The sequence below is a fragment of the Sinorhizobium fredii USDA 205 genome (assembly GCF_001461695.1).
Classification (GTDB): domain Bacteria; phylum Pseudomonadota; class Alphaproteobacteria; order Rhizobiales; family Rhizobiaceae; genus Sinorhizobium; species Sinorhizobium fredii.
Map to the genome: position 1 here is coordinate 146,954 of NZ_AUTC01000024.1, position 23,548 is coordinate 170,501.

28 protein-coding genes are annotated in these 23,548 nt (G+C 63.3%); 11 read left to right on the forward strand and 17 right to left on the reverse strand.

The annotated features are described in order from the left end of the window. Complete coding sequence (locus N181_RS03945) at positions 1-1,641, reverse strand: ABC transporter substrate-binding protein (protein ID WP_037394531.1); 1,641 nt, start codon at positions 1,639-1,641, stop codon at positions 1-3. Between the two features lie 47 nt (positions 1,642-1,688). Next, positions 1,689-2,744, reverse strand: coding sequence for a dipeptidase (locus N181_RS03950; RefSeq protein ID WP_037394527.1), 1,056 nt, complete (start codon positions 2,742-2,744; stop codon positions 1,689-1,691). Between the two features lie 357 nt (positions 2,745-3,101). Here N181_RS03950 and N181_RS03955 point away from each other — a divergent pair, with 357 nt between their 5' ends. Next, positions 3,102-4,325 (forward strand): alpha/beta hydrolase, encoded by a 1,224-nt coding sequence (locus tag N181_RS03955; RefSeq protein WP_037394525.1) that lies wholly within the window; start codon positions 3,102-3,104, stop codon positions 4,323-4,325. 36 nt (positions 4,326-4,361) lie between these two features. Here the strand turns inward: N181_RS03955 and N181_RS03960 are convergent, their stop codons facing one another. Then, positions 4,362-4,691 (reverse strand): DMT family transporter, encoded by a 330-nt coding sequence (locus N181_RS03960; RefSeq protein WP_012708963.1) that lies wholly within the window; start codon positions 4,689-4,691, stop codon positions 4,362-4,364. Between the two features lie 64 nt (positions 4,692-4,755). Continuing rightward, entirely contained in the window at positions 4,756-5,316 is a 561-nt protein-coding gene (locus tag N181_RS03965; protein WP_014329246.1) for a TetR/AcrR family transcriptional regulator, read from the reverse strand. A gap of 143 nt (positions 5,317-5,459) precedes the next feature. On the opposite strand from N181_RS03965, the gene N181_RS03970 reads away from it, so the two are divergent. Beyond that, entirely contained in the window at positions 5,460-5,852 is a 393-nt protein-coding gene (locus N181_RS03970; RefSeq protein WP_014329247.1) for a globin domain-containing protein, read from the forward strand. 7 nt (positions 5,853-5,859) lie between these two features. After that, positions 5,860-6,252: a DUF423 domain-containing protein gene (locus N181_RS03975; protein ID WP_014329248.1), complete on the forward strand. Its 393-nt coding sequence runs from the start codon at positions 5,860-5,862 to the stop codon at positions 6,250-6,252. On the opposite strand, the gene hmuQ is transcribed toward N181_RS03975, so the two are convergent. From hmuQ to N181_RS04000, 5 genes are all read right to left on the reverse strand, one after another. After that, complete coding sequence (gene hmuQ / locus N181_RS03980) at positions 6,228-6,542, reverse strand: heme-degrading protein HmuQ (RefSeq protein WP_014329249.1); 315 nt, start codon at positions 6,540-6,542, stop codon at positions 6,228-6,230. The genes N181_RS03975 and hmuQ overlap by 25 nt on opposite strands. A 4-nt stretch (positions 6,543-6,546) precedes the next feature. Then, complete coding sequence (locus N181_RS03985; protein ID WP_037394545.1) at positions 6,547-6,819, reverse strand: hypothetical protein; 273 nt, start codon at positions 6,817-6,819, stop codon at positions 6,547-6,549. Between the two features lie 64 nt (positions 6,820-6,883). Continuing rightward, a complete protein-coding gene (locus N181_RS03990) occupies positions 6,884-7,297 on the reverse strand; it encodes a DUF2325 domain-containing protein (protein ID WP_014329251.1) in 414 nt (137 codons plus the stop codon). A 198-nt stretch (positions 7,298-7,495) separates the two neighbouring features. After that, positions 7,496-8,416, reverse strand: coding sequence for an energy transducer TonB family protein (locus N181_RS03995; protein ID WP_014329252.1), 921 nt, complete (start codon positions 8,414-8,416; stop codon positions 7,496-7,498). A gap of 41 nt (positions 8,417-8,457) precedes the next feature. Next, positions 8,458-8,895, reverse strand: coding sequence for a hypothetical protein (locus N181_RS04000; protein ID WP_037394543.1), 438 nt, complete (start codon positions 8,893-8,895; stop codon positions 8,458-8,460). 146 nt (positions 8,896-9,041) lie between these two features. Between N181_RS04000 and hemP the strand changes: the two genes are divergently transcribed. The 7 genes from hemP to N181_RS04035 all read left to right on the forward strand — a co-directional run bounded on the left by hemP (position 9,042) and on the right by N181_RS04035 (position 14,208). Continuing rightward, positions 9,042-9,272 (forward strand): hemin uptake protein HemP, encoded by a 231-nt coding sequence (gene hemP, locus N181_RS04005; RefSeq protein WP_153451558.1) that lies wholly within the window; start codon positions 9,042-9,044, stop codon positions 9,270-9,272. An 11-nt stretch (positions 9,273-9,283) separates the two neighbouring features. Continuing rightward, the gene (locus N181_RS04010) at positions 9,284-10,342 is read left to right on the forward strand and encodes a hemin-degrading factor (protein WP_014329255.1); all 1,059 of its coding nucleotides are present in this window, start codon (positions 9,284-9,286) and stop codon (positions 10,340-10,342) included. 11 nt (positions 10,343-10,353) lie between these two features. Next, positions 10,354-11,301 (forward strand): heme/hemin ABC transporter substrate-binding protein, encoded by a 948-nt coding sequence (locus tag N181_RS04015; protein WP_014329256.1) that lies wholly within the window; start codon positions 10,354-10,356, stop codon positions 11,299-11,301. Further along, positions 11,288-12,409: a FecCD family ABC transporter permease gene (locus N181_RS04020; protein WP_037394516.1), complete on the forward strand. Its 1,122-nt coding sequence runs from the start codon at positions 11,288-11,290 to the stop codon at positions 12,407-12,409. The genes N181_RS04015 and N181_RS04020 overlap by 14 nt, the downstream gene beginning before the upstream one ends. Before the next feature lie 6 nt (positions 12,410-12,415). Beyond that, the gene (locus tag N181_RS04025; RefSeq protein WP_037394513.1) at positions 12,416-13,204 is read left to right on the forward strand and encodes a heme ABC transporter ATP-binding protein; all 789 of its coding nucleotides are present in this window, start codon (positions 12,416-12,418) and stop codon (positions 13,202-13,204) included. A 147-nt stretch (positions 13,205-13,351) separates the two neighbouring features. Next, complete coding sequence (locus N181_RS04030; RefSeq protein WP_037394510.1) at positions 13,352-13,714, forward strand: DUF883 family protein; 363 nt, start codon at positions 13,352-13,354, stop codon at positions 13,712-13,714. A gap of 62 nt (positions 13,715-13,776) precedes the next feature. Next, positions 13,777-14,208, forward strand: coding sequence for a hypothetical protein (locus tag N181_RS04035; RefSeq protein WP_037394508.1), 432 nt, complete (start codon positions 13,777-13,779; stop codon positions 14,206-14,208). A 27-nt stretch (positions 14,209-14,235) separates the two neighbouring features. Here the strand turns inward: N181_RS04035 and N181_RS04040 are convergent, their stop codons facing one another. The 3 genes from N181_RS04040 to N181_RS04050 all read right to left on the reverse strand — a co-directional run bounded on the left by N181_RS04040 (position 14,236) and on the right by N181_RS04050 (position 16,700). After that, positions 14,236-15,735 (reverse strand): sensor histidine kinase, encoded by a 1,500-nt coding sequence (locus N181_RS04040; RefSeq protein WP_014329261.1) that lies wholly within the window; start codon positions 15,733-15,735, stop codon positions 14,236-14,238. Positions 15,736-15,945: 210 nt separating this feature from the next. Then, the gene (locus tag N181_RS04045; protein WP_014329263.1) at positions 15,946-16,497 is read right to left on the reverse strand and encodes an RNA polymerase sigma factor; all 552 of its coding nucleotides are present in this window, start codon (positions 16,495-16,497) and stop codon (positions 15,946-15,948) included. Positions 16,498-16,505: 8 nt separating this feature from the next. Beyond that, positions 16,506-16,700, reverse strand: a complete 195-nt coding sequence (locus tag N181_RS04050) for a NepR family anti-sigma factor (RefSeq protein ID WP_014329264.1) — start codon at positions 16,698-16,700, stop codon at positions 16,506-16,508. Between the two features lie 143 nt (positions 16,701-16,843). Between N181_RS04050 and N181_RS04055 the strand changes: the two genes are divergently transcribed. Then, on the forward strand, positions 16,844-17,632 hold the full coding sequence (locus N181_RS04055; RefSeq protein ID WP_060563247.1) for a response regulator: 789 nt from the start codon (positions 16,844-16,846) through the stop codon (positions 17,630-17,632). A 275-nt stretch (positions 17,633-17,907) separates the two neighbouring features. Here N181_RS04055 and N181_RS04060 read toward each other — a convergent pair whose 3' ends face one another. The 5 genes from N181_RS04060 to N181_RS04080 all read right to left on the reverse strand — a co-directional run bounded on the left by N181_RS04060 (position 17,908) and on the right by N181_RS04080 (position 23,543). Continuing rightward, on the reverse strand, positions 17,908-19,491 hold the full coding sequence (locus N181_RS04060; protein WP_037394502.1) for an FGGY-family carbohydrate kinase: 1,584 nt from the start codon (positions 19,489-19,491) through the stop codon (positions 17,908-17,910). Positions 19,492-19,578: 87 nt separating this feature from the next. Beyond that, a complete protein-coding gene (locus N181_RS04065) occupies positions 19,579-20,247 on the reverse strand; it encodes an HAD family hydrolase (protein ID WP_037394499.1) in 669 nt (222 codons plus the stop codon). A gap of 2 nt (positions 20,248-20,249) precedes the next feature. After that, positions 20,250-21,734 (reverse strand): mannitol dehydrogenase family protein, encoded by a 1,485-nt coding sequence (locus tag N181_RS04070; protein ID WP_037394496.1) that lies wholly within the window; start codon positions 21,732-21,734, stop codon positions 20,250-20,252. Between the two features lie 37 nt (positions 21,735-21,771). Beyond that, positions 21,772-22,545 (reverse strand): L-iditol 2-dehydrogenase, encoded by a 774-nt coding sequence (locus N181_RS04075; protein ID WP_037394493.1) that lies wholly within the window; start codon positions 22,543-22,545, stop codon positions 21,772-21,774. Continuing rightward, positions 22,542-23,543 (reverse strand): ABC transporter ATP-binding protein, encoded by a 1,002-nt coding sequence (locus N181_RS04080; protein WP_037394490.1) that lies wholly within the window; start codon positions 23,541-23,543, stop codon positions 22,542-22,544. The genes N181_RS04075 and N181_RS04080 overlap by 4 nt, the downstream gene beginning before the upstream one ends. Positions 23,544-23,548 lie beyond the last annotated feature (5 nt).

Below are 23,548 nucleotides of genomic sequence, written 5' to 3' on the forward strand. Positions count from 1 at the left end.
CTATTCCTTGGAGACATTCCAAACATAATTGGTGTCGAAACTCGGACCCAGCTTGAAGCCCTTCAAGTTACCTCGAAGACCCGCGACCTCCGTCTGCTGGAAGATGATCACGAAGGGGCTGTCGTCGAGAACGCTCTTCTGCAGTTCCTTGTAGATCTCCGCCCGCTTAGCGCTGTCGCGCTCGAGAAGCGCTTCCTTGGTCTTCTTGCTGAGTTCCGGAACGTCCCAGGCATTGCGCCAGGCGAGCGTCTTGTTCGTACCCGCGTCGGAATTATCTGGATTGTTGGTGAAGGTGTCGGCATTCGAGTGAGGATCGAAATAATCCATGCCCCACTGGCCGATATACATGTCGTGATTGCGGGCACGGTATTTGGTCAGCGTCTGCTTACCGTCACCGGGAATGATCTCGAGCTTCACGCCGGCCTGCCCCAGCGTCTGCTGGAAGGATTCGGCGACACCCGTGACCGGCTGTGTGTTGCGCACATCCATGGTGACGGTGAACCCGTCCGGATAGCCGGCTTTGGCCAAGAGTTCCTTCGCCTTGGCAACGTCGAAGGTGTAGGGGTTCTCGTTCAAAGCTCCGAGAACATCCTTCGGCAGGAAGCTCTGGTGGATCTCGCCGATCCCCTTGATCAGAGTGGCGCCGATCGCGTCATAATCGACCAGATATTTGAATGCCTGCTGCACCTCAGGCTTCGCCAGCTTCTCGTTCTTCTCGTTGAGGCTGATATAGTAGACCGTACCCTTCGGCGCGCTGGTCGTTGCGAGATCGGCATTCTTCCCGACCGCCTCGTAGTCGCCCGGCTCGAGGTTGCGGGCAACATCGATATCCCCCGCCTCGAGCGCCAGCCGCTGCCCGGAGCTTTCCTTCATGTGGCGATAGATGACGCGGGCGAGCTTCGCCGGTTCGCCGTAATAAGCCTCGTTGCGCTCCAGAACCACGACTTCGTTGGCGCGCCACTCGCGCAGCTTGAACGCCCCCGAACCCGCATAGCCGGTCTTCAGCCATTCATTGCCGAAATCGTTGTCGTACTTGTATTCCGCCGATGGCGTCACGGGTTTGACGTGCTCGAGCACCAGCTTCTTGTCGACGACCGAGGCGACGGTGGCAGTCAGGCAGTTCAACACGAAGCTCGGCGCATAGGGCTGGTCGACGGTGAAAACGAAGGTTTGCTCGTCCGCCGCCTTGGCCTTTTCGGTGACGTTGTCGCCGGTGAGCCCGAACTGCGTGAGGATGAAGGCCGGGCTCTTGTCGAGCTTGACGGCCCGCTCGAAGGAATAGGCGACGTCCTCGGCGGTGATCGGATTGCCGGAGGCGAACTTCATGCCCTGCTTCAGCTTGAACGTATAGGTCAGGCCATCGTCGGAGACCGTCCAGCTTTCGGCGAGATCGCCGACCACCTTGGAGGTGTCGTTGAGGTCGAGACGGACGAGAAGGCTATAGGTGTTGCTGGTCACTTCCGCGGTCGAAAGCTCGAAGGCTTCGCCCGGATCCATGGTGATGATGTCGTCGAACGCAAATCCTTCGACCAACGTGTCCTTCGGCGTTTCAGCAAATGCCGGCTGGGCGGCGCCCATCGCGAGCGCAAGCGCCGCGGAAGCAGTCAGAAGTCGAAAACGTCCATTGAGCTTATGCATCATTTTGCGCTTCCCTCTTTTTAGCCCTTTTCGGGCTCTTCTTCATGGGTTCAGGCAGCCTCGTGCCAAGCCTCTCCCAGAACTCTCAGCCAGTTCTCGCGGCATATTCTTGTCAGCTCGCCGTCACCATATCCGGCGCTCCTCAGCGCGGCAACGAGCTTCTGATTGCCTGCGGCATCGGCAATTTCCTCGGGTATCGTCGCCCCGTCGAAGTCCGAGCCGAGGGCCACGCAGTCGATGCCGACACGCTCGACCATGTAGTCGACGTGACGCACCATGTCGGAGAGCGGAGTGGCCGCATTTTCCTGACCATCGGCCCGCAGCATGGTCGTCGCATAGTTGAGCCCGACGAGGCCGCGGCTCTCGCGGATGGCATCGAGCTGCCTGTCTGTGAGGTTGCGGGCGACCGGCGTCAGAACATGGGCATTGGAATGGCTGGCGACGAGCGGCTGGTCGGTGGTCTCCGCCACGTCCCAGAATCCCTTTTCGGTGATGTGGGCGAGATCGATCAGGATGCCGAGCCGATTGCAGGCGCGTACCAGTTCGAACCCGGCCTCGGTGAGACCCGGACCCGTGTCCGGCGACGAGGGGTAAGCGAAGGGCACGCCATGGCCGAAAACATTGTGGCGGCTCCAGACCGGTCCGAGCGACCGCAAGCCGGCCGCATGGAAGGTCTCGAGCGCGGCGAGGTCCGGCCCGATCGCCTCGCAGCCTTCCATATGCAGGACGGCCGCAAAGATGCCGTCAGCCATGGCCCGGCGTATTTCGCCGGTCGAGCGGCAGAGCCGCCACGCCCCGGCCCGGTCAAGCCTCATGGCGATGTCCGCGAGCTCGATCGCCGTAACGAGCGACGGCAAGCGGTCGAGCGGCTCGGACAAAGGCGTCACGTAGTGGCCGTTCCTGTCCGGCATTCTCAAGACCAGATCGCCCGATGGAATGTAGATGGCGCACAGGCCGCCCGCGAGGCCGCCCGCTTTGGCGCGCGGCACGTCGATATGACCTTTGTCGGTCCCTTCGATGAATTCGGCTATCGGGTCGGTTCCACCGCGCGCATGCTGCCAAAGGCGCAAAAGCACGTCGTTATGGCCGTCGAAAACCGCCTGCATTCCCAAGATTCCTTCACCATTTCAGGGAGATCGGATGGATCATTCACAGTTGCCGCATCCGGTCAGGATGTGGCGATGCTAGTGAAAGACATCCGCCATTTCAATGAATTTCCGGGGGATTTCCGGGTCGGGCCCTGTAGCGAAAAGTTGCCTGCCCACGGAGATCGACCGGAGCTCGGCAGTCCGGGCCAATGAGAAAAAACGTCAGGCAGGGTGTCCTGATCGGTAAAAATCTGCCATTCCTTCCGGGAAGAGCGAACGCTGTCCGATAGTCGCCGGTCATGACGACCGGTGCGAGTTGTGCTCAAGAGGGGGCTCGGGGTGCCGTCGATCGCTGATGCAAGCCTGACCGCGCGGATGGGTCGCGCCTTACTTTGCGTGGGGCTGATGCTTTCCCTCTCCGGCTGCGGCGGACGGCCGGTCGGAGTCCTTGTTCCCTCCGGCACCGCCGCGGGCGCTTCGGAAGTGGACCTCCTGGTGGCGACTACCCGTGCCCAGTCCGACGATCCTGGCGTCCTCTTCAGCGGCGAGCGCGCCCCGGAGCTTTCGCTGACCGAAATCGTCGTCTCGGTTCCCCCCGAGAAGAACCGTAAGGTCGGCCAGGTCCAGTGGCCGAAGAAATTGCCGGCCGATCCGACCCGGGATTTTTCCACCGTCAGCGTCAAGCCGCTGGATCCCGGGCCGGAGACGCAGGCCTGGCTCCACGGCCATCTGCCGAAGAACCGCCGCGTGCTGATCTTCGTCCACGGCTTCAACAACCGCTTCGAGGATGCTGTCTATCGCTACGCCCAGATCGTCCACGATTCCGGCGCCGACGTCGCACCGGTGATCTTCACCTGGCCGTCGCGCGCCAGCATCTTCGACTACAACTACGACAAGGAAAGCACCAACTATTCGCGTGACGCCCTCGAAGAGCTGCTGCAGCGGGCCTCGAAGAACCCATCGGTCGGCGAGATCACCCTGATGGCGCATTCCATGGGGTCGTGGGTCACCGTCGAAGCGCTCCGGCAGATGGCGATCCGCGACGGCCGCGTCGCGCCCAAGATCACCGACGTCATTCTCGCCTCGCCCGATCTCGACGTCGATGTCTTCACCAAGCAAATGCAGGCCATGGGCAAGTCGCGGCCGAAGTTCACGCTCTTCGTCTCTCGCGACGACCGAGCCTTGACCCTCTCGCGGCGGATCTCCGGCAATATCGACCGGCTCGGGCAGATCGACCCCTCGGTCGAGCCCTATCGGAGCCAGCTCGAGAGGGCGGGCATCACCGTGCTCGACCTGACGGCGCTCAAGGGCGGCGACAGGCTCAACCACGGCAAGTTCGCCGAAAGCCCGGAAGTCGTGCGGCTGCTCGGCAACCGGCTGATCGCCGGACAAACCGTGACGGATTCGGATGTCGGCCTCGGCGAACGCGTGGGCGCCGTTGCGCTCGGCACCGCACAGACCGTCGGCAGCGCCGCGAGCGTCGCCGTTTCGACGCCGATCATGATCTTCGATCCGCGCACCCGGCGAAATTACGACGCTCAACTCCGTCGTTTCGGCCAATCGGTGGGGAACACTGTCGGTTCGACCGTGACGCCGTGAGGCTGGAAGCGCCGCTCTGGGGCGACCGGGGCCGGCTCAATGGAAGGTCGACTTCGAGAAGAGATTGAGAACCAGGACGCCGGCGATGATCAGCGCCAGGCCGAGGATCGCAGCGAGGTCGAGCTTCTGGCCGAACGTAATGTAGCCGACCCCTGAAATCAGCACGATGCCAAGGCCGCTCCACAGCGCATAAGCGATCCCGACGGGAATGTAGCGCAGCGTATAGGACAGGAAGAAGAAGGCGACGGCATAGCAGACCACCATCAGCACGGTCGGCGCGAGCCGCGTGAAATGCTGCGCCGCCTGCATGGCCGAGGTGCCGAGCACCTCGAAGACGATGGCGATCACCAGAACGGTGTAGAGCATGGCGGGGTTCACGGCACGTCTCCGAAAAATTCGAGTAAGATGGATAGCCTGTCGGCCGGCGACCTCACTGCAGTGAAAGCGCCTTGAGCTTCCGAAGCAGCGCGGCCCGCGTGGGTGCATCGATGTCATGGCTCTGCATGAGGTCTGCCAGCCAGATGCCATCGGCGGCGAACCGGGCAAGCAGGCAGTCTGGCGAACTGTCGGTCGCGGCAAACTCGGCCGACCGTCGCTCGACCCACTGCCGCCAGCGCGCCTTGAGATGCGGTTCCGCAAGTAACGCGATCGTCAGCACGCGCCAGCCCTGCCCTTCCGCTTCCGCGTCGAGCGCAAAGCAGACGGTGAGATAGGCGCGGGTGAACCGCCCCTGGTCCACCTCATCGTCCGCCATCGCCGCCTCGATCGCCCGGTCGAAGCGGCCGATCAGTTCGTCGAACAAGCCATCCAGCAAGGCGAGCTTGTTGGGGAAATGGTGCAGCAGCCCGCCCTTGCTGACGCCTGCCGCCTGCGACACCTTTTCAAGGGTGACCGCGGCAATCCCCTGCTCGAGCGACAGCCGCGCCGCGACGTCCAGCAATTGCTGGCGGACCCGCTCCGGCTGCTTCTTTCTCTGATAGGCGTTCGTCATGCCACACAAAAGATACCGTCTGGACGGTTTTGTCAAGCCCTGACAGATGAGGCGACGTGCGACGCGATGAAACGCCGCAAGCCATGGGCAGCCATTGTGCCCGGCGCCGAGCCGCTATACGAAAATCGGCAAAGGACAGGATCATGACGGAAACGAAAACCACGACGCTCTACGAGGCGATTGGCGGCGATGCCGCGGTCCGCGCCCTGACGCAGCGCTTCTACGAGCTCATGGACAGCCTGCCGGAGGCGGCCCGCTGCCGCGCCGTGCATCCGCCGGACCTTTCCGGCAGCGAGGAGAAGCTCTACGAATATCTGACCGGCTGGCTCGGCGGACCACCGATCTATGTGGAAAAGCGCGGCCATCCAATGCTGCGCCGGCGGCACTTCATCGCCGAGATCGGCCCGGCCGAACGGGATGAATGGCTGCTGTGCTTCACGCGCGCTCTCGAGGAGACGGTTGCCCACCCGCAGCTCCGGCAAGTCATCCTCGAACCGATCACGCGGCTCGCCCATCACATGCAGAACAAGGAATGATCGTCAAATGCCGAACCGCGGAATGCGTGGGAGCGTGCTTTTCATCGCCGGCCTGATGGGCGTTTTCGGGGTCGCAGCCGCTGCAGCCGCCTCGCATGGTACGGATCCGCGGCTGCTCGGCGGGGCGTCCGCCATGTGCCTCGCCCATGCGCCGGCACTCGTCGCGCTCCATGCCGGATGGGCGCATTTCCGTACGGCCGCCGCCTCCGCCCTGTTGCTCGCAGCCGGAACCGCCGTCTTCGCGGCAGACCTCGCCCTGCGCCATTTCCTAGGCCACGGCCTCTTTCCGATGTCGGCGCCGCTCGGCGGCCTGATGATGATGGGTGGGTGGCTCGCCGTCGCCATGGGGGCGTTCCTGCCCCGCAAAGAGACCGCTCAGGCGCCCTCGACGACGGTGTAGCCTTCGAATTTGGGCGGCCCGAGATACATGGAACGGTTGTCGGCAGCGTTGCGGTGCGCGGCCCGGAAGTTTTCCGATTTCGTCCAGGCGACGAAGGCGTCTCGGCTTTCCCAGTTCGATTTCGAGATGAACGGCGTGTAGCCCTCTTCCGGCACGCTGTCGCCGCGCAGCAGATGGAAATCGATGAAGCCGGGCATGTCCGCAAGGCTCGAATCGCGCCGCTTCCAAACGGCCTCGAATGCCTCTTCCTGACCGACGGCAACGTGGAAACGGTTCATGGCGACAAACATGCGGCTACCTTTCACGCGCCTTCTTTTCCGAGACCCCGGCATCGCTGCGCGGGAACGGCAGGATAACGGCGTTCGACGATGGTTCAAGCCCGAATGGCTCGCGGAGCGGGGAGCGGGCCTGCCATGCCGGAAATTCCGTCACGTTGGGATTGTCCTCCAGCAGGCGTGTGCGGCGCGTCAGTACTTCGTAGAGTTCCGACACGAGCCCATCACCGAGCTGCGAGGCAAGCTTGTGAAGACCGATCATCATCATTTGATCGGGACGTTCGTCGTTCATCATCGATACTCCGTGCGGCGACAACCAGGGAGAAGATTGCCGCCGTCGCTCTCTCGTCAAAGGTTCAGTTCTCGCCGGTGCTTGTGGACAGGTCCTGAAGGGCTCGCTCCAGGCTCGATTTCGAGCCGTTGCGCAGCGGCACGAAAGCCTTGCCCCACTTCTTGCAGCCCGTCTTCACGCGCAGACACGCATCGTGGCTGATGCAGTCGATGGGGCAGAAGACGCAGTCGACGGAGGGAAGAACCCGGTCGATGCGCGACACGGCCTCTCGTAAACCGCCGTCATGGTGGATGAGTTCCGCCCCATAGGAGCTGGCGATCTCGCGCAAGTGGGCAACCTGGCAATCGCGGCCGCCGACATAGAGGAAGCTGCGCCCCTCGAGCGTCGCCTTGCCGCCATTGGGCTGCACTGCGGAGCCTTCCTCCCTTGCCCTTCCCTTGCCGCCCTTGCCTGCATTCTGGTGCCGCTTGCCGCGCATCCGTCTCTCCGTCTTGTCGGCGATGCGCGGGCTTGCTGCCACTGATCGCCATCAGAATTCGTTGGCACACACCGAACGGTTGTGCGACGGCGGCAACTTATTAAACTTGATAATCAGAGTAAAGTATAAACTTGAGTTTTTTAATCATATTAATTTCGGGCAAATCGGCAACAGCTCCGCCCCTGTACCCGCAGGAAATTACCGCTTGAATGTAACCGGAACGGTAAACGGCCAGCTGTCGCGCCGGGCCTCGGCGGGGATCGCCGGGAAAGGCGCGGCGCGACGGACGGTATCGAGCGCTGCCTGGTCGAGAATTGGCGAGCCCGAGCTTTTCGCAAGGCTGACGCCGGCGAGCCCGCCATTGGATGTGACAGTAAAGCGTACGTGGGCGACGCCGCGCAGCCCCTGGCGTTTGGCCTCGGCGGGATAGCGTGTCGCCCGAGTCAGCTTGCGCTGCACCTTGCCCTTGTAGTTGTCGACAGCGGCGTTGCCCGCTTCACGGGCAACGGAGCCCTGTCTTGCTCCAGTGGCCACGCTGGCCGTTGCATTTTCCGCGCCGTCCGCCTGGCCTCTTGTTTGTGTATTCGCCTGCTCGCCCCGCTCGCCGGCCTTACTACGTGCAATTTTCTTCTTCTTTACCGGCTCCTTCTTGGGCTCCGGTTTCTCGACCTTCTTCTCGATCTTCTCCGGCTCCGGCTTCTCTTCCGGAACGACCGTTTCGACGGGCGCGACACTGGCAGTGACCGGCGCCTCGGCGACCTCGGTCACCGGCATTTCGTCAGCCGGTAGGATCACATCCGCTTCCATCGGCGCAATGTCGGACGGCTGCTCGGAGACACTCTCCGGCGTCGTTGGCGGAATCTCTTCCGCCGCCTCTTCCGTCGGCGGAACCTCGCTTGGCTTCACCTCTTCCGGCGGGTCTTCCGTGGGTTCGACGACGTCCGAAGGATCGCCTGCCTGCAGCGTCTCGTCGAAGGCGTTCCCGAGCAGCGTAACCTCGGTCGCCGCCCCGCCGGCCATCTGAAAATCGTCCTTGCTGGGCTCCAGCAGCATTGCTCCGCCGGCATGCGCCAGCAGCGAGAGACCGACCGCACCGGTCCATTTGACGATTTGCTTCATCCGAGCCCGCCTTCCATCGGCACTTCAGCGATCGGGCTATGTCAGCCCTTGAGTTCAACCGCCGATTTGGAGCCGGTCTTGAGCCCCGTCATGCAGGCACCCTTGTCGACGCCCACGCCGACGCAGGCCGGCGCATCGTTGATCAGCAGGCTCTTGACTGCCTCGCATTTCGTTCCCGAGAGGTCGAACTGCCGAACCTTCGTCTTGCCGGCGGGCAGGTCGCGAAAATCAAGGACGGCCATGCGTTCGACCAGCCCCTTCTGGTCGAAGAGCACGAATTCGAAGGAAACCTTGGAGAGTGATTGCTGCAGGCCGTTGCCGGCGACGAAGGTGAGCTTGCATCCCTTCTCGGACGGAGCGATCTCGTTGAGCTCGATCGTCAGCCCGCTGGGAGCTGTTGCCTCCTGTGCCCCGGCCGCTCCTGTTAGCGACAGGACCAGCGCTGCAGACGAGAAAGCGAAACGGGAAAGACAGGCCATCATCACACCACCATGCTCCGCATCCGAGCCGCCGATCTTCTAGGCAGCGGGAGCGATCAATTAACTTGACTGCAACTATCCGGTATTGCGTCCTTAAAGAAATATGAGTAATGGAGTCAAGATAGTAATTGGAATGCGCGAGAGGAATGAGGGGATATCGCCTTGTTTCCGCCACTCGTGGACTGGCCGAAACCGTGACACCGAACGACCCCGACACCCCCCAATCTTCGCCGGCGCCGAGAGCGACCCACCGCTCGCAACCGATCGTGGACAGCCACGAGCTATTCCGCGGCGCCAGCGAGATCCTGATTTCCCATGACGGCGCGATCTACCGGATGCGGATCACCCGACAGGGCAAGTTGATTCTGAACAAGTAGCGAGACGACCGATGACCGACAGCACGCGCCCCACCCCGACCGAGATCCGCGCCTACCGCGCGGCGCACCCGACGCTGCGCGAGCGCGACATCGCCGCCCAGCTCGGCATTTCCGAAGCGGCCCTCGTTGCCGCCGAATGCGGGCTGACGGCAATCCGCATTGATGCCGACGCCAATCGCTTCCTGATGCGTGCCGAGGGGCTGGGCGAGGTCATGGCGCTCACCCGCAATGAATCCGCCGTCCACGAGAAGATCGGCGTCTACGAGCACGTCAAGCCAGGCCCGGGTGCAAGCCTGGTGCTCGGATCCGAAATCGATCTGCGCGTCTTCCCCTCCGCCTGGGCACATGGTTTTGCCGTGTCGAAGACCGATGCCAATGGCGATGTCCGCCGCAGCCTGCAGTTCTTCGACAAATGGGGTAATGCGGTTCACAAGGTCCACCTGCGCCCCAATTCGGACCTCGAAGCCTATGACAGGATTGTCGCGGACCTCCGCCTCGACGACCAGTCGCAGGAATTTGCTGCCGAGGTCACCGCGCCGGCGGGCGACAGTGCAATCGGCACCGTCGATACGGAAGTGCTGCGCGACCATTGGACGAAGCTGACCGACACCCATCAGTTCCACGGCATGTTGCGCAACTTGAAGATCGGCAGGCGCCAGGCCTTGCATGCCGTCGGAGACGATCTGGCGTGGCAGCTCGATGCGGCCGGCATCGAGACGATGATGCGGAGCAGCGCCGAGATCGAGCTGCCCATCATGTGCTTTGTCGGCAGTGCCGGGGTCATCCAGATCCATTCCGGCCCGGTCGCGAATATCGCCACCATGGGGCCGTGGCTGAATGTCATGGACCCGACCTTCCACCTGCATTTGCGCACGGATCACATCGCCGAGCTTTGGGCGGTGCGCAAGCCGACGTCGGACGGCCATGTGACTTCGCTCGAAGCGCTCGACTCCAAGGGTGAAATGGTCATTCAGTTCTTCGGCAAGCGGAAGGAAGGCTTTGCCGAAAGACCGGAGTGGCGCAGCCTGGCCGAGAGCCTGGCGCGCCTCGATAACATCGCCGCAGCCTGAGGAGACACGGGATGAACGGCTTCGACTTCCGCCGCCTGCGCCGCTGGGAATCGGCGCTCGCCGTTTTCGCGCTCTCGACGCCCTTCCTGCTGCCGGCGCTCGCGCCTGGTTCGGCGTCTCTTATAAGCCCTGCAATGGCCGAGACCGTCGAGAAGCCGGACACGTCCCGAGTCGTATCGATCGGCGGCGCGGTGACCGAGATCATCTATGCGCTCGGCGAAGAAAACCGGCTTGTTGGCCGCGATTCGACCAGCACCTACCCCGAGGCCGCGGCGAAGCTCCCCAATGTCGGCTATATGCGGCAATTGGCGCCGGAGGGAATAATCGCGGTCAACCCAGCGGCGATCGTGGCGATCGACGGGAGCGGCCCGCCCGAAGCGCTTGCCGTGCTGAAGCAGGCGAACATCCCCTTCACGACGGTCGCCGAGGCCTACGACAAGACGGGCATCCTTGCCAAGATTCGCGCCGTCGGCGCTTTCCTCGGCGTTCCCGACAAGGCCGAAGCTCTTGCCAAGTCAGTCGCGCAGGATCTGGACGCCGCCCTTGCCGACAGCGCCGCTCGCCCCGAGAGCGAGCGCAAGCGCGTCCTCTTCATTCTGAGCGCCCAGGGCGACAAGATCATGGCCTCGGGCACCGGCACAGCCGCCAGCGGCATCATCGAGCTTGCCGGCGCGATCAATGCCACCGGGAATTTCCCCGGCTACAAGCCGCTGACCGACGAGGCGATCATTGAGGCAAAGCCGGATGTCATCCTGATGATGGATCGGAGCGGAAGCCATGCGACAAGCCCCGATGAACTCTTCGCTCTTCCGGCTCTGAGTTTGACGCCGGCGGCGAAGGACAAGGCGCTTGTCCGCATGGACGGGTTGCACTTGCTCGGTTTCGGCCCGCGCACCGCAAGCGCGATCCGCGAACTGAACACGGCAATCTACGGAAAGAAGACCAATGCCTCGCAGTGAGGCCTTGAGCGGCGCGCGAGGGCGTGCCTTGGCTGCAAGCATCGCCCATGCGCGGCGCGAAGGCGACCGCTCCGGTCTGGCGCGCATGCTCATTGCCGCCCTCGCCGTGCTTGCCGCTGCGACCTTCGCGACCTCGATCATGACAGGCGCCGCCGACGCTTCGCTCGGCAATGTAGTCCGGTGGCTTGCCGGCGAGACCGCAGCCGACCAGGCCTTGAGCATGCGGGATCGGATCATCATCCTGGATATCCGCCTGCCGCGCGCTGTGCTCGGCATGCTGGTCGGCGCCGCACTCGCCGTTTCCGGCGTCGTCATGCAGGGGCTGTTCCGCAACCCGCTCGCCGATCCCGGCCTTGTCGGCGTGTCCTCCGGCGCGAGCCTCGGCGCCGTGCTGCTGATCGTTCTCGGCAGCACCGCGTTCGGTCCGGTCTTTGCCATCTTCGGCTTCTACGCGCTGCCGCTCGGCGCCTTCTGCGGCGGCCTTATCACGACCATGCTCCTCTACCGCATCGCCACGCGCAGCGGTCAGACTTCGGTGGCGACGATGCTGCTTGCAGGGATAGCCCTCGGTGCACTCGCCAGTGCGGTAACCGGCGTGCTCGTCTTCATTGCCGACGACAAGCAGTTGCGTGATCTGACCTTCTGGGGGCTCGGTTCGCTGGCCGGCGCCAATTGGACGAAGATCCTGGCCGCCGGCCCGATCATCCTCTTGTCGCTTGGCGTCGTCCCCTTTCTGGCGCGGGGCCTGAACGCGATCACGCTCGGCGAGGCGGCCGCCTTCCACATGGGCGTTCCGGTGCAGCGCCTCAAGAACATCGCCATTTTCAGCGTCGCCGCGGCGACCGGCGCCTCCGTGGCGGTCAGCGGCGGCATCGGCTTTGTCGGCATCGTCGTGCCGCACCTCCTCAGGCTCGTCATTGGCCCGGATCACCGCTACCTTTTGCCGGCGTCGGCGCTGCTAGGCGGCACCATGCTGATCTTCGCCGACATGCTGGCCCGCACGATCGTTTCTCCGGCCGAGCTGCCGATCGGCATTATCACCGCCTTCGTCGGCGCGCCGTTCTTCCTGTGGGTTCTGCTCCGCCGTCGCTCGAATATGGGGCTCTGACTTAAGATGATCCGCGCTTCCGAACTCTCCGTCAGCCTCGCCGGCCGGCCCGTGCTCCACGGCGTCTCGTTCGAAGCGGCGCCCGGAAGGATGACGGCGATCGTCGGTCCGAACGGCTCCGGCAAGACGACGACCTTGAAGGCGATCTCCGGCGAGCTGCACCTCACCAAGGGCAAGGTGACCATCAACGGTCGTGACATCGCCCGGCTGAAGCCCTGGGAACTTGCCTTGAAAAGGGGCGTCCTGCCGCAATCGACGGTCATCTCCTTCCCGTTCACGGTCCGGGAGATCGTTGGCCTCGGCCTTTCAACAAGCGGTGCCGAAGTCGCGGGCAATGACCGCACCGTCGATGATGCGCTCGAAGCGGTCGATCTCGCCGGCTTTTCCGGCCGCTTCTACCAGGAGCTGTCGGGCGGCGAGCAACAGCGCGTCCAACTTGCTCGCGTGCTTTGCCAGATCGCCGCACCCGTCAGCGACGGCGAGCCGCGCTACCTCCTGCTCGACGAGCCGGTGTCGAGCCTCGATATCCGCCACCAGCTGACCATCATGCAGCTGGCACGGCAATTCTGCGAACAAGGCGGCGGTGTCATTGCGGTGATGCACGACCTCAACCTGACGGCGATGTTCTCCGACCAGATGGTGATGATGAAAGCCGGCCGCATCCGCGCCTGCGGCGCGCCGAAGGATGTCCTCACCGACGAGACCATGGAAGCGGTGTTCGGATGCCGGATGCAGGTCGGCATCGCGCCGGCCCGCGATGTCCCCTTCGTGCTGCCGCAAACGGCGTCGCTCTGATCTGCGCGTCGCGCGGCAACGTCAAGATTTGCCGAAACAAATTTCTCCCTCATGCGTTGATCTCCGGCGTGCGAACTCCGGTGGGTGCGCTAGCGAAAATGCGTCGGCTTTCGGCCGACATGACAGCGAAGCGAAGGGAGCGACAGGATGGCGACGGGTCTCTTTTCTAGTTCAAGCACGAGGAAACGCAACGGCAGTGCAGCCGACACCCCGATCGAGGACCAGCTCCATGAAATCCGGGAAGACATCGCGCAACTCGTCGCCTTGATCGCCGATCGGGGCGTGGCGGCGTCGCGGGAGGCCAAGGCCAAGGCACGCAGCACCCGCAAGCAAGCCGAATCGGACCTGCAGGACCTGCTTGAGAGCGGGGAAGAACTGCTTTCGGATCTGCGCAGCCGTTATGCGGACACGGAAAGGCAGGTGCGGCGCGCGGTGCGCGAACATCCGGTCGCCACGCTCGGCGCCGCGGCGGCAATCGGTCTCATCGCGGCAGTCCTTCTGCGGCGTTAGCCGGCAAACGGCCGGAAGGGATGTCACGCGCCTTGGGCGCGATGCGCTGGGGAGAAAATCGCATGCAGACCTTAGGGGCCGTCTTAACCGCGTTGCTTGCAGCCGACTTCGGCGCCGCGGCCTCCCGTTACAAGCGTAACGCGCTCCTATGGGCGATCGTCGCCGTGCTTCTCGGCACCGCCTATGTGTTCGCGCTCGTGGCGATTGCCCTTACTCTCGCCGACCGCTATTCGCCGGTCGTCGCCACCGTGGCGATTGCGATCGCGCTCCTCGCGACGGCCCTTGTCGTCGTTGCCGTAATGGCCGCGCTGAACGCCCGCGACCGCCGTATCCTGGACGAACGCCGCCGTCGTTCAATGCTTCAGACGAACCTCGCGCTTGCCGCCGCCACAAGCATCCTGAAGAAGCAGCCGCTCATCGGCGTGGGCACGGCGATCGCCGTGGGGCTGCTGCTCGGCCTCGGCAAAGGGCGGCGCCGCAGCGACCGGCGTTGATTGGCGGCGGGCTCGCCTGGACCACGCTTAGAGCGGCAGCCGGATCAGCGCGGTGACGCCCGCCGGCAGATATTCGACCTTGACGGAACTGCCGATGATCTTGTCGAGGCTCCGCTCGATCAGCAGCGAGCCGAAGCCGCGCCGGCGCGGTTCGCGAACCGGCGGCCCGCCGACTTCCGTCCAGGTCAGATGCAGGACGGCCCCGCCTTCCTCGACGACGCTGCGCGCCGTCAGCACGATCTTGCCCTTCGGTACCGATAGGGCACCATATTTCACCGCATTGGTCGCCAACTCGTGCAGCACCAGGCCGAGGCCGACCGCCTGGTCCGGTCCGAGCAGGACCTCGTCCTTGTGGATTTCCACCTGCTCCGCATAGTCGCTGACATAGGGCTTCAGTTGCTTGGAAATCAGTTCCGCGAGGCGGATCGTTCCCCATTCGTAGTCGGAAAGCAGCCCATGTGCCTCGGAGATCGCCTGCAGCCTGCCGGCAAAGGCGGTCATGAACTCGGCCGGATCGCTGGTCTGGCGCAGGGTCTGGCGTGCGAGCGATTGCAGCATTGCCAGCGTGTTCTTGACCCGGTGGTTCAATTCCTTCAGCAGCAGCCTGGTCCGTTGCACGGAAGCCTGCTGTTCGGAGACATCGATCGTCATGCCGAGAAAGGTCAGCGCCGCACCCTTGCTGTCCCGATCGTGCACCCGGCCGCGGCCGAGCAGCCAGCGCCCGCTCGAGCGAATCCGGAACATGCCGTCATATTCCTCGTTGGCCGCCATCGCCTGCCTGAGCTTCGAGAAGGTCGCGCCGCGATCGTCCGGATGGATCGCGCCGAAGACAGACTTGGCGGTCAATGTCCGCTCCGCCGGCAGCTCGAACATGCGCATCATCGCGCCGTTGCCGGCCACGGTTCCGGCGCGAATATCCCAGAGCCAGCTGCCGACATTGGCGGCATCAAGCGCCATGGCGAGCCGTTGCTCTTCGCGCGAAAGTGCGGCCTCCTTCAGGGCGCGCCGGCGCGCCTCGTCCTTGATCTTGAGCAGCGAGGCGGCAGCGTCGGCGATCCGCTGCAGCGACTCAAGCTGTTTTGCCGCCACCTCGGCGCGTGGTGCCTGATCGAGGACGCAAACCGTGCCGACCGCTTGTCCTTCCAGGATGATCGGTGCCCCAGCGTAGAAACGCAGAAGCGGCGCTTGCGCAACCTTGCGGTTGTGGCGAAAGAGCGGGTGCAAAGACGCGTCCAGCACAAGAAACGCGCCATGATCGCCAATCGCATGGGCCGAGAAGGATTCGTCGGCGGGGCTACGTGTTTCCGTCGTCCCGACGACCGCTTTGAACCATTCCCATTCATGATCGACGAGCGTGACGAGAGCGATCGGCGCCTCGAAGAGGCTGGCGGCCAGTTTCGCCAGCGGTTCGAAGTCGCTGTCGGCGACAGCCATATCCGGCACGGCCGCATGCAGGACACCGAGCCGCTCTCGCGAACCGAGCGTCTCAGTCATTGCCGGAAGCATTGTTCTTGCCTTCTCTTGCATTCGGCCCGAACTCCAAAGCCGCGTTCGCCAGCAGGATCGAATGGTCCGGAACGCCCGGGCTCATTCTTCAAGGGCAATGATGCCCTCCCCTTTAAGGACTGGCCGGCGGAACTATGCAGCAACTCAAGACGCCGCCGCAATCTTTGCTTCGAGTAAACGCGCATTGCAAAGCAGAAATAAGGAAGGAAGTGGTGTGGGAAGGAGGATGCGTCAGGACACGAACGCACGCGACGTAATGGGCGCCGAGGTCTCATCCGGCCCATAGTCGTTCTCGCCCTGGATTTGGAGAATTTCCTGGAGGCGCTGGCGCGCCCGGTTGACGCGGCTCTTGATCGTGCCCAGCGCGCAGCCGCAGATCGTCGCGGCCTCTTCATAGGAGAAGCCCGAGGCACCGACGAGAATGATCGCCTCGCGTTGGTCGGGTGGCAGTTGGTCGAGGGCCCGACGAAAATCCTGAAGGTCGAGCGAACCGTATTGCTCCGGATGATGCGCCAGCGTCTCCGTGAAATGGCCGTCGCTGTCCTGGATCTCGCGGCCGCGCTTGCGCATCTGGCTATAGAGTTCGTTGCGCAGGATCGTGAAGAGCCAGGCTTTCATGTTAGTGCCCATCTCGAAATGGTCCTGCTTTGCCCAGGCCTTCATGATGGTGTCTTGCACGAGATCGTCGGCCCGGTCGTGCCGCCCGATCAGCGACATGGCGAAAGCGCGGAGACTCGGCAGGGCCGCAAGCATCTCACGCTTGAACTCTTGGTTTTCCGACATCCCGGCGCTCACTCCTTGCCATCCAGCATGGCTCGTTTTTCCACGACCTCAAGCTTTTCCAGAAGATCGAGGAAGCGAGCCGGAATTCCCTCTTCCTGGACCGACAGGTAAAGTGCTTTCAACTTCGCCGCGATCTGCGCGTTCGGATCGTCAGACTTCGGACGCATGCTGACCGTCCGCCCTGCCCCTGAAGTATATCTCATTATAACTGCCGCCCTTGAAACTTCGCATGCACCATAACGCAGCGGAAAAATGAAATGTTCCGCTCGGGAACCTTTTTTTCGCCGGGACGTTTCCGCAGCGGAACAAAGTTTAAAAGACACGGATCGAGGGAGTCCTGCATGAATTGTCCACCCGCATCGCTCCATTTCTTCCCTATCTCCGCCGCTACTCGCGCGCCCTGACCGGGTCCCAGACGTCCGGTGACGCCTATGTCGCGGCGGTGCTCGAAGCGCTGATCGCCGATACCTCCATTTTCCCCGAGGCCAGCAGCGACAGGGTGGCATTGTTTCGTCTCTTCACATCGCTGTTCGGCTCTTCGTCGGTGCTCGTTCCCGAACCCATCTCGCCTTTTGCCTGGGAGCAGCGTGCCTCCGTCAATCTTGCGGCCGTGTCTCCGGTCGCGCGCCAGGCCTTCCTGCTCGTATCCGTCGAAGGCTTCACCCCGCAGGAGTCGGCCGAAGTTCTCGACGTCGATACCGCCAAGCTCACCGCCCTGCTCGACCGTGCTTCGCAGGAGATCTCCCGTCAGGTTGCAACCGACGTCATGATCATCGAGGACGAGCCGCTGATTGCGATTGACATCGAGCAGATGGTCGAAAGCCTCGGCCATCGGGTGACGGGCATCGCGCGGACCAAGGACGAGGCCATTGCGCTTTTCAAGACGTCCGAGCCGGGAATGGTGCTCGCCGATATCCAACTCGCCGACGGCAGTTCCGGTATCGACGCGGTCAACGAAATCCTCAAGACAAGCGCCGTGCCGGTGATATTCATCACCGCCTTCCCCGAGCGGCTGCTGACCGGCGAAAGGCCCGAACCGACATTTCTGGTGACGAAGCCCTTCAATCCCGAAATGGTCAAGGCGCTGATCAGCCAGGCGCTGTTCTTCAATGAATCGACGAAGGCCGCTGCTTAGACTAGGGGCATCCCGATCACGCCTGAAGAATACGCCCTGCCGGAACAAGGTTCGGCAGGGCGTTGGCCGTTGGCGACGATTTGATCCTGCAAATAAAACAGCCAGTGCCGAGGGAAGGGCACTGGCTGAGGTTATGCAACTCACTGAGGGGGATGTGAGTTGGCAACCGGCGGTATGCCTCCGACGTCACATTGGGGGCGATGTGCGTCACCGCTCGGCTATCAGCAATAATGCCCGATACAAAAAAAGGTTCCGCGAAAGACTCAAAGTTTCCGCTATTCGATCGACTCCAGCTCGGCACGGTGGCGATAGAGCGCCAGAAAGCGTCGGTAGTCGCGGTTGTAGAGATCGCGCAGCGCCGGATTCGGTCGGCGCTCCTGGCCGGTCGAGGCCATGGCACCACCTGCATGCGCGAGGTCGGGATAGAGGTTGCCGGCCACGGCGGCGGCCATGGCCGTCCCGAGCAGAACAGCATCCGGCGCCTGGGGCACCACCACGCGGCAACCGGTGGCGTCGGAGTAGAGTTCCATCAAAAGAGGATTGCGCACGTGGCCGCCCGTCACGTGCAGCGTATCGAGGTCATAGCCCGCCTCCTTCATCATCTCGAGAATGTGGCGGATGCCGAGCGCGATGGCGACGCAGGTCCGCCAATAGAGGCGGCAAAGTGCGTCGAAGGACGAATCGAGCGCCAGGCCGCTAATGACGCCAAGCGCATGCGGATCGGCGAGAGGCGAACGGTTGCCGTGAAAATCGGGCAGCACATGCAAGCGGTCGGCGAAGCTGTCACCGTGCTCGCTGCGCAATTCCTGCACGCGTTCGATGATCTCCCCGTGGGTTTCGGCGGTCGGCTGCAGCCCGCCTCCATGCAGACGCACGACATGATCGAGCAATGCCCCCGTCGCCGATTGACCGCCCTCGATCAGCCAGAAGCCGGGCAGAACCGCCTCGAAATAGGGGCCCCACATGCCAAAGCCCGGCTTCATCCCCTTCGAAAAGGCGACGATACAGCTCGAGGTGCCGGCGATGAGCGCCAACTGGCGTTCGAGCTTTGTCGGATCGCCGGCGAAACCTCCGAGCACCCCGAGCGCTCCCGCATAGGCGTCGATCAGGCCCGGTGCGACCCGGCATTCGGTGTCGAGACCCAGTTGCGCTGCCGCGGTCGCCGTCAGGTTCCCGACGGCTTGCTCTACCGGCAGCGACTCCTCGGGCAATCCGCCGCGTTCGAGAAGATCCGCGAGACCGATCCGTTCGAGATAGTCCTGCTGCCAACCGCGCTCCTTGTGGGCGAGATAGTTCCATTTCGCCGTCAGCGTGCAGCGCGACCGGGCAATGCTTCCCGTCGCCCGCCAGGACATATAGTCCGCGAGGTCGAAGAAATAACCTGCCCTCTCCCACTGATGCGGCAGGTTTCGCTTCAGCCACATCAGCTTCGGCATCTCCATCTCCGGCGACATCACCCGGCCGGAATGATCGAGGACCGGATGCTCGGTCGCCGTACAGAAATCCGCCTCCGAAAGTGCCCGGTGGTCGAGCCAGACGATCGTGTCCCAACGCGGCTCGCCCCGGCGATTGACCGAGAGCGGCGCGCCGTCACGGTCGCGCACGACCAGCGAACAGGTCGCATCGAAGCCGATTGCCGCGATGCTCTGAGCGCCTATTCCCGCCTTTTCGCGCGCCGCCCGCACGGCTTCGCAGACGGCCGTCCAGATGTCCTCGGAATCGTGCTCGGCGTGATTCTCCTGCGGCCGGTTCATGGCAATGGCCCGATCGGCACGGGCCAGCAGCATGCCTTTCCGATCGAAAATTCCGGCACGGGCGCTGCCGGTTCCGATATCGACCGCCACGACATGTTCGCGCATCAATGGATGACCCCGTCCCGAGATGATGATTGGGCTTTCAGCTTGCGAGGACCGTGCGGCCCGGGGGCCGCGCCTCCCCTGCTCTCCCTATTGCCGGACAAACTGTATCAATTCGCCCATGTCGTCAAACAGCACGTCGGGATCAAGATTGGCAAGCGCCTGCCGATGCCGCTCGTTTCGGGCATGGCTGGCGCCCGCGAAGGCAAAGACCCGCATGCCCGCCGCCTTGGCCGCCTCGATGCCGGCCGGACTGTCCTCGACGACGATGCAATTGGCCGGGGCGTAACCCATTTGCGCACTCGCATGCAGGAAGAGATCGGGCGCCGGCTTGCCGTGCGTCACCATGGTGGCGCTGAAGATATGCGGCTCGAAGAGATCGATGAGACCGGTCACGGTCAGCGACAGGCGGATACGCTCCGGCTGGCTTGAAGAAGCGACGCAGCAGGCTGCATCAAGCTGCTCGACTGCCTGGCGTATGCCGGGAACGGCCTTCAGCTCCTGTCGGAAGCGCGCATAGAGCCGCATCCGCATTGCTTCGAGAAATGCGGTGTCGGTCGCAAGCCCGTACTCGTCATGCAGGATTGCCGACATGCTCTGGAGGCTGCGGCCAAGGAAGCGCTCGCTCGCCTCCTCCGTCGTCATCGAAACGCCGGCTGCGTCCAGCACCTCGACCAGCACGCCGAGCGAGATCGGTTCGCTGTCCACAAGCACGCCGTCGCAGTCGAAAATGACCAGTCTGGAGGCGTGCTCCGCCATGGTTATTCCCCGAGTTTGTCGTCCAGATAAAGTTGCAGCGTAGCGCGCGTACCCTTTTCCCAAAGTGTTTTCAAGGCATGGGCAAAACGGCGGCGAAAGAGGTCGGAACGCGCGACGTCTCCGAAAATGTCGGAAAGCGCGAGGAAGGCCATCGGATCGTCCTTGGCCGCCCGCGCCGCCGCCTGCAATCGGTCGGCGCTCGCATCGTTGAAAACGATGTCCCTGCCGCTATCGGACTTGCCGGCGAAATACCGGCACCACAGCGCCGAGACGAGAGAGAGCCCGACCACGTCCTCGCCGCGGCGCAGGCGATCGGCGGTCGACGGCAGGATGAACTTCGGCTGCCGGTTCGAGCCGTCCTGTGCCAGCCGGGCGATCGTGTCGGCGATCTTCGGATTGGCGAAGCGAGTCTCGATCAGCTTGCAATAGTCCTTCAGGTCCGTATCCGGCACCGGCGGGATGACCGGGATGATCTCTTCCTGTTCCAGCTTGGCGAGGAAAGCGCGGATCAGCGGCTCCTCCATCGCCTCATGGACGAAATGAATGTCGAGAAGCGCCGCCGGGTAGGCAATCGCCGCGTGTCCGCCATTGAGAATGCGGATCTTCATGTGCTCATAGGGCGCGACGTCAGGCACGAACTGCACGCCGACTTTCTCGAGCGCCGGGCGACCCTGCGGGAAATGGTCCTCCAGCACCCACTGCTTGAACTCTTCGCAAAAGACCGGCCAGGCATCGTCGATGCCATAATCCGAAGCGACGAAGCCGATCTCGCGATCCCCCGTCGCTGGCGTGATGCGGTCGACCATGCCGTTCGGAAAGGCGACATTCGCATCGATCCAGTCGGCGAAAGCCGGGTCCGAAAGGCGTGCCAGACCGGAAACGGCCGCATGGGTCACTTCGCCATTGCCGGGAATATTGTCGCAGGACATGACAGTGAAGGGCGGTATGCCCCGCACCCTGCGTTCGGCAAGGCCGGCCAGGATGAGACCGAAGACCGTCTTCGGCGATGTCGGGTTGCGAGCATCCTCGACGATCGCCGCGTGGGCCGGATTGAACGCGCCCGAGGCCGGATCGATGAAATAGCCGCCCTCGGTGATGGTCAGCGAAACGATGCGGATATGCGGGCTCGCCAATTGTGCCACGATGGCCGTAACATCGCCGGGCTTGAGATAGGCTATCATCGCACCGGTGACATGCGCGCCGGTGCGGTTGTTGTCCTGCTCGACCACCGTGGTCAGAAAGTCCTGCGCCTCGAGCTTGGCGCGCATCACCTCGTCGGATGGAAGGACACCGGCACCGATGATCGCCCAATCGTGATCGCGCCCAAGATTGAAGAGATCGTCGAGATAGACGGCCTGATGAGCGCGATGAAAGTTGCCGACGCCAAAGTGGACGATGCCGGCTCGAAGAGCATGCCGATCATAGTTCGGGACGCCAGCCTTGGGCTTGATCGCGCCGAGCGTCGCAAGCGAGAGTTTCGTCGTCATCCTAACAGTCCTTTCGAACCCATCCTTCGGACCGGTTTCAGCTCATCCATTGTCCGCCATCGACGTTGTAGGTCTGTGCAACCACGTAGTCGCTTTCGGAAGAAGCGAGGAAAATCGCCATGCCGGTCAGATCTTCGGCCGTGCCCATACGGCCGTAAGGGACCGCCTCGCCTACCAGCCGCTTTTTCTCGCCAAGGGGACGGTTCTCGTATTTGGCGAACAGCGCATCGACGCCGTCCCAATGCTCGCCGTCGACGACGCCCGGGGCGATGGCATTCACATTGATGCGGTGCTTGACGAGGTCGAGCCCGGCAGACTGGGTGAGGCTGATGACCGCCGCCTTCGTCGCGCAATAGACCCCGACCAGAGCCTCACCCCGCCGGCCCGCCTGGCTCGCCATATTGATGATCTTGCCGCCCCGCCCCTGCGCGATCATCTGCTTCGCCGCCGACTGCAGCGTGAAGAGCGTGCCGGCGACGTTGATCGAGAAGAGCCGCTCATAGCTTTCGCGCGTGATCTCGACGATCGGCGCGAGATCGAAGAGCGCCGCATTGTTGACGAGGACGTCGAGCCCCCCGGCCTGCCGGACGGCCGCGGCGATCGCCGCATCGATTGACTCCTGCCGGGTGACATCCATCTCGACCGGATAGGCCGCCGGCCCGATCTCCGAGGCAGCCTGGCTTGCCCGCTCGATATTGATATCGGCAATCGCCACGGTAGCGCCTTCGCGCACATAGGCTTCCGCGAAGGCGCGGCCGATTCCCCGCGCCGATCCGGTGATCAGCGCGCTCTTTCCTTCAAGACGTTTCATCGAATTGCCAGTCCCTTTTCGTCGAACTTGTGCAGGCGCTGCGGGTCCGGCGTCAGGAAGACGCGGTCGCCATGCGTGACGGCGAAGTCGCCGCTGACACGCGCCGTCATCGTGCCGATGCCATCGGCGTTCACATGCAGGAAGGTGTCTGAACCGAGATGCTCTGCCACGCCGACGGTGCCCTGCCATGTGCCATGGTCTTTCGAAAGCACCAGGTGCTCCGGCCGGACGCCGATCGTGTGAGCCTGATGGCTGGCCGCCTGGCCACCTGATATGAAGTTCATCTTCGGCGAGCCGATGAAGCCGGCGACGAAGAGATTGTTGGGCCGGTGATAGAGTTCGAGCGGCGAGCCGACCTGCTCGATGCGGCCGCGATTGAGGACGACGATCTTGTCGGCCATGGTCATGGCCTCCACCTGGTCGTGGGTGACATAGACCATCGTCGTCTTCAGCTGCTGATGAAGCTGGCTGATCTCAAGCCGCATGTTGACGCGCAGCGCCGCGTCGAGGTTCGACAACGGCTCGTCGAACAGGAAGGCCTCCGGCTGGCGGACGATCGCCCGGCCGATCGCGACGCGCTGGCGCTGGCCGCCGGAAAGCTGGCGCGGCTTGCGGTCGAGATAATCGGTGAGGTTCAGGACGCGCGCCGCATCCGCCACCTTCTTGTCGATCACCACCTTGTCCTCACCCGCCATCTTCAGCGGGAAGGCGATATTGGCGCGCACGCTCATATGCGGGTAGAGAGCGTAGGACTGGAACACCATGGAAAGGCCGCGCTTGGCCGGCGGCAGCTCCGTGGCATTCTTGCCGTCGATGACGATCGTGCCGTCGCTGACGTCCTCGAGCCCGGCAATCAACCTCAGAAGCGTCGACTTGCCGCAACCGGAAGGGCCGACGAAGACGACGAACTCGCCATCGTTGATGTCGAGGTCGATCGACGGGATCACCGCGTGAGCACCGAAGACCTTCGAGACGTTCTTGAGTGTAATGCTTCCCATGAGTC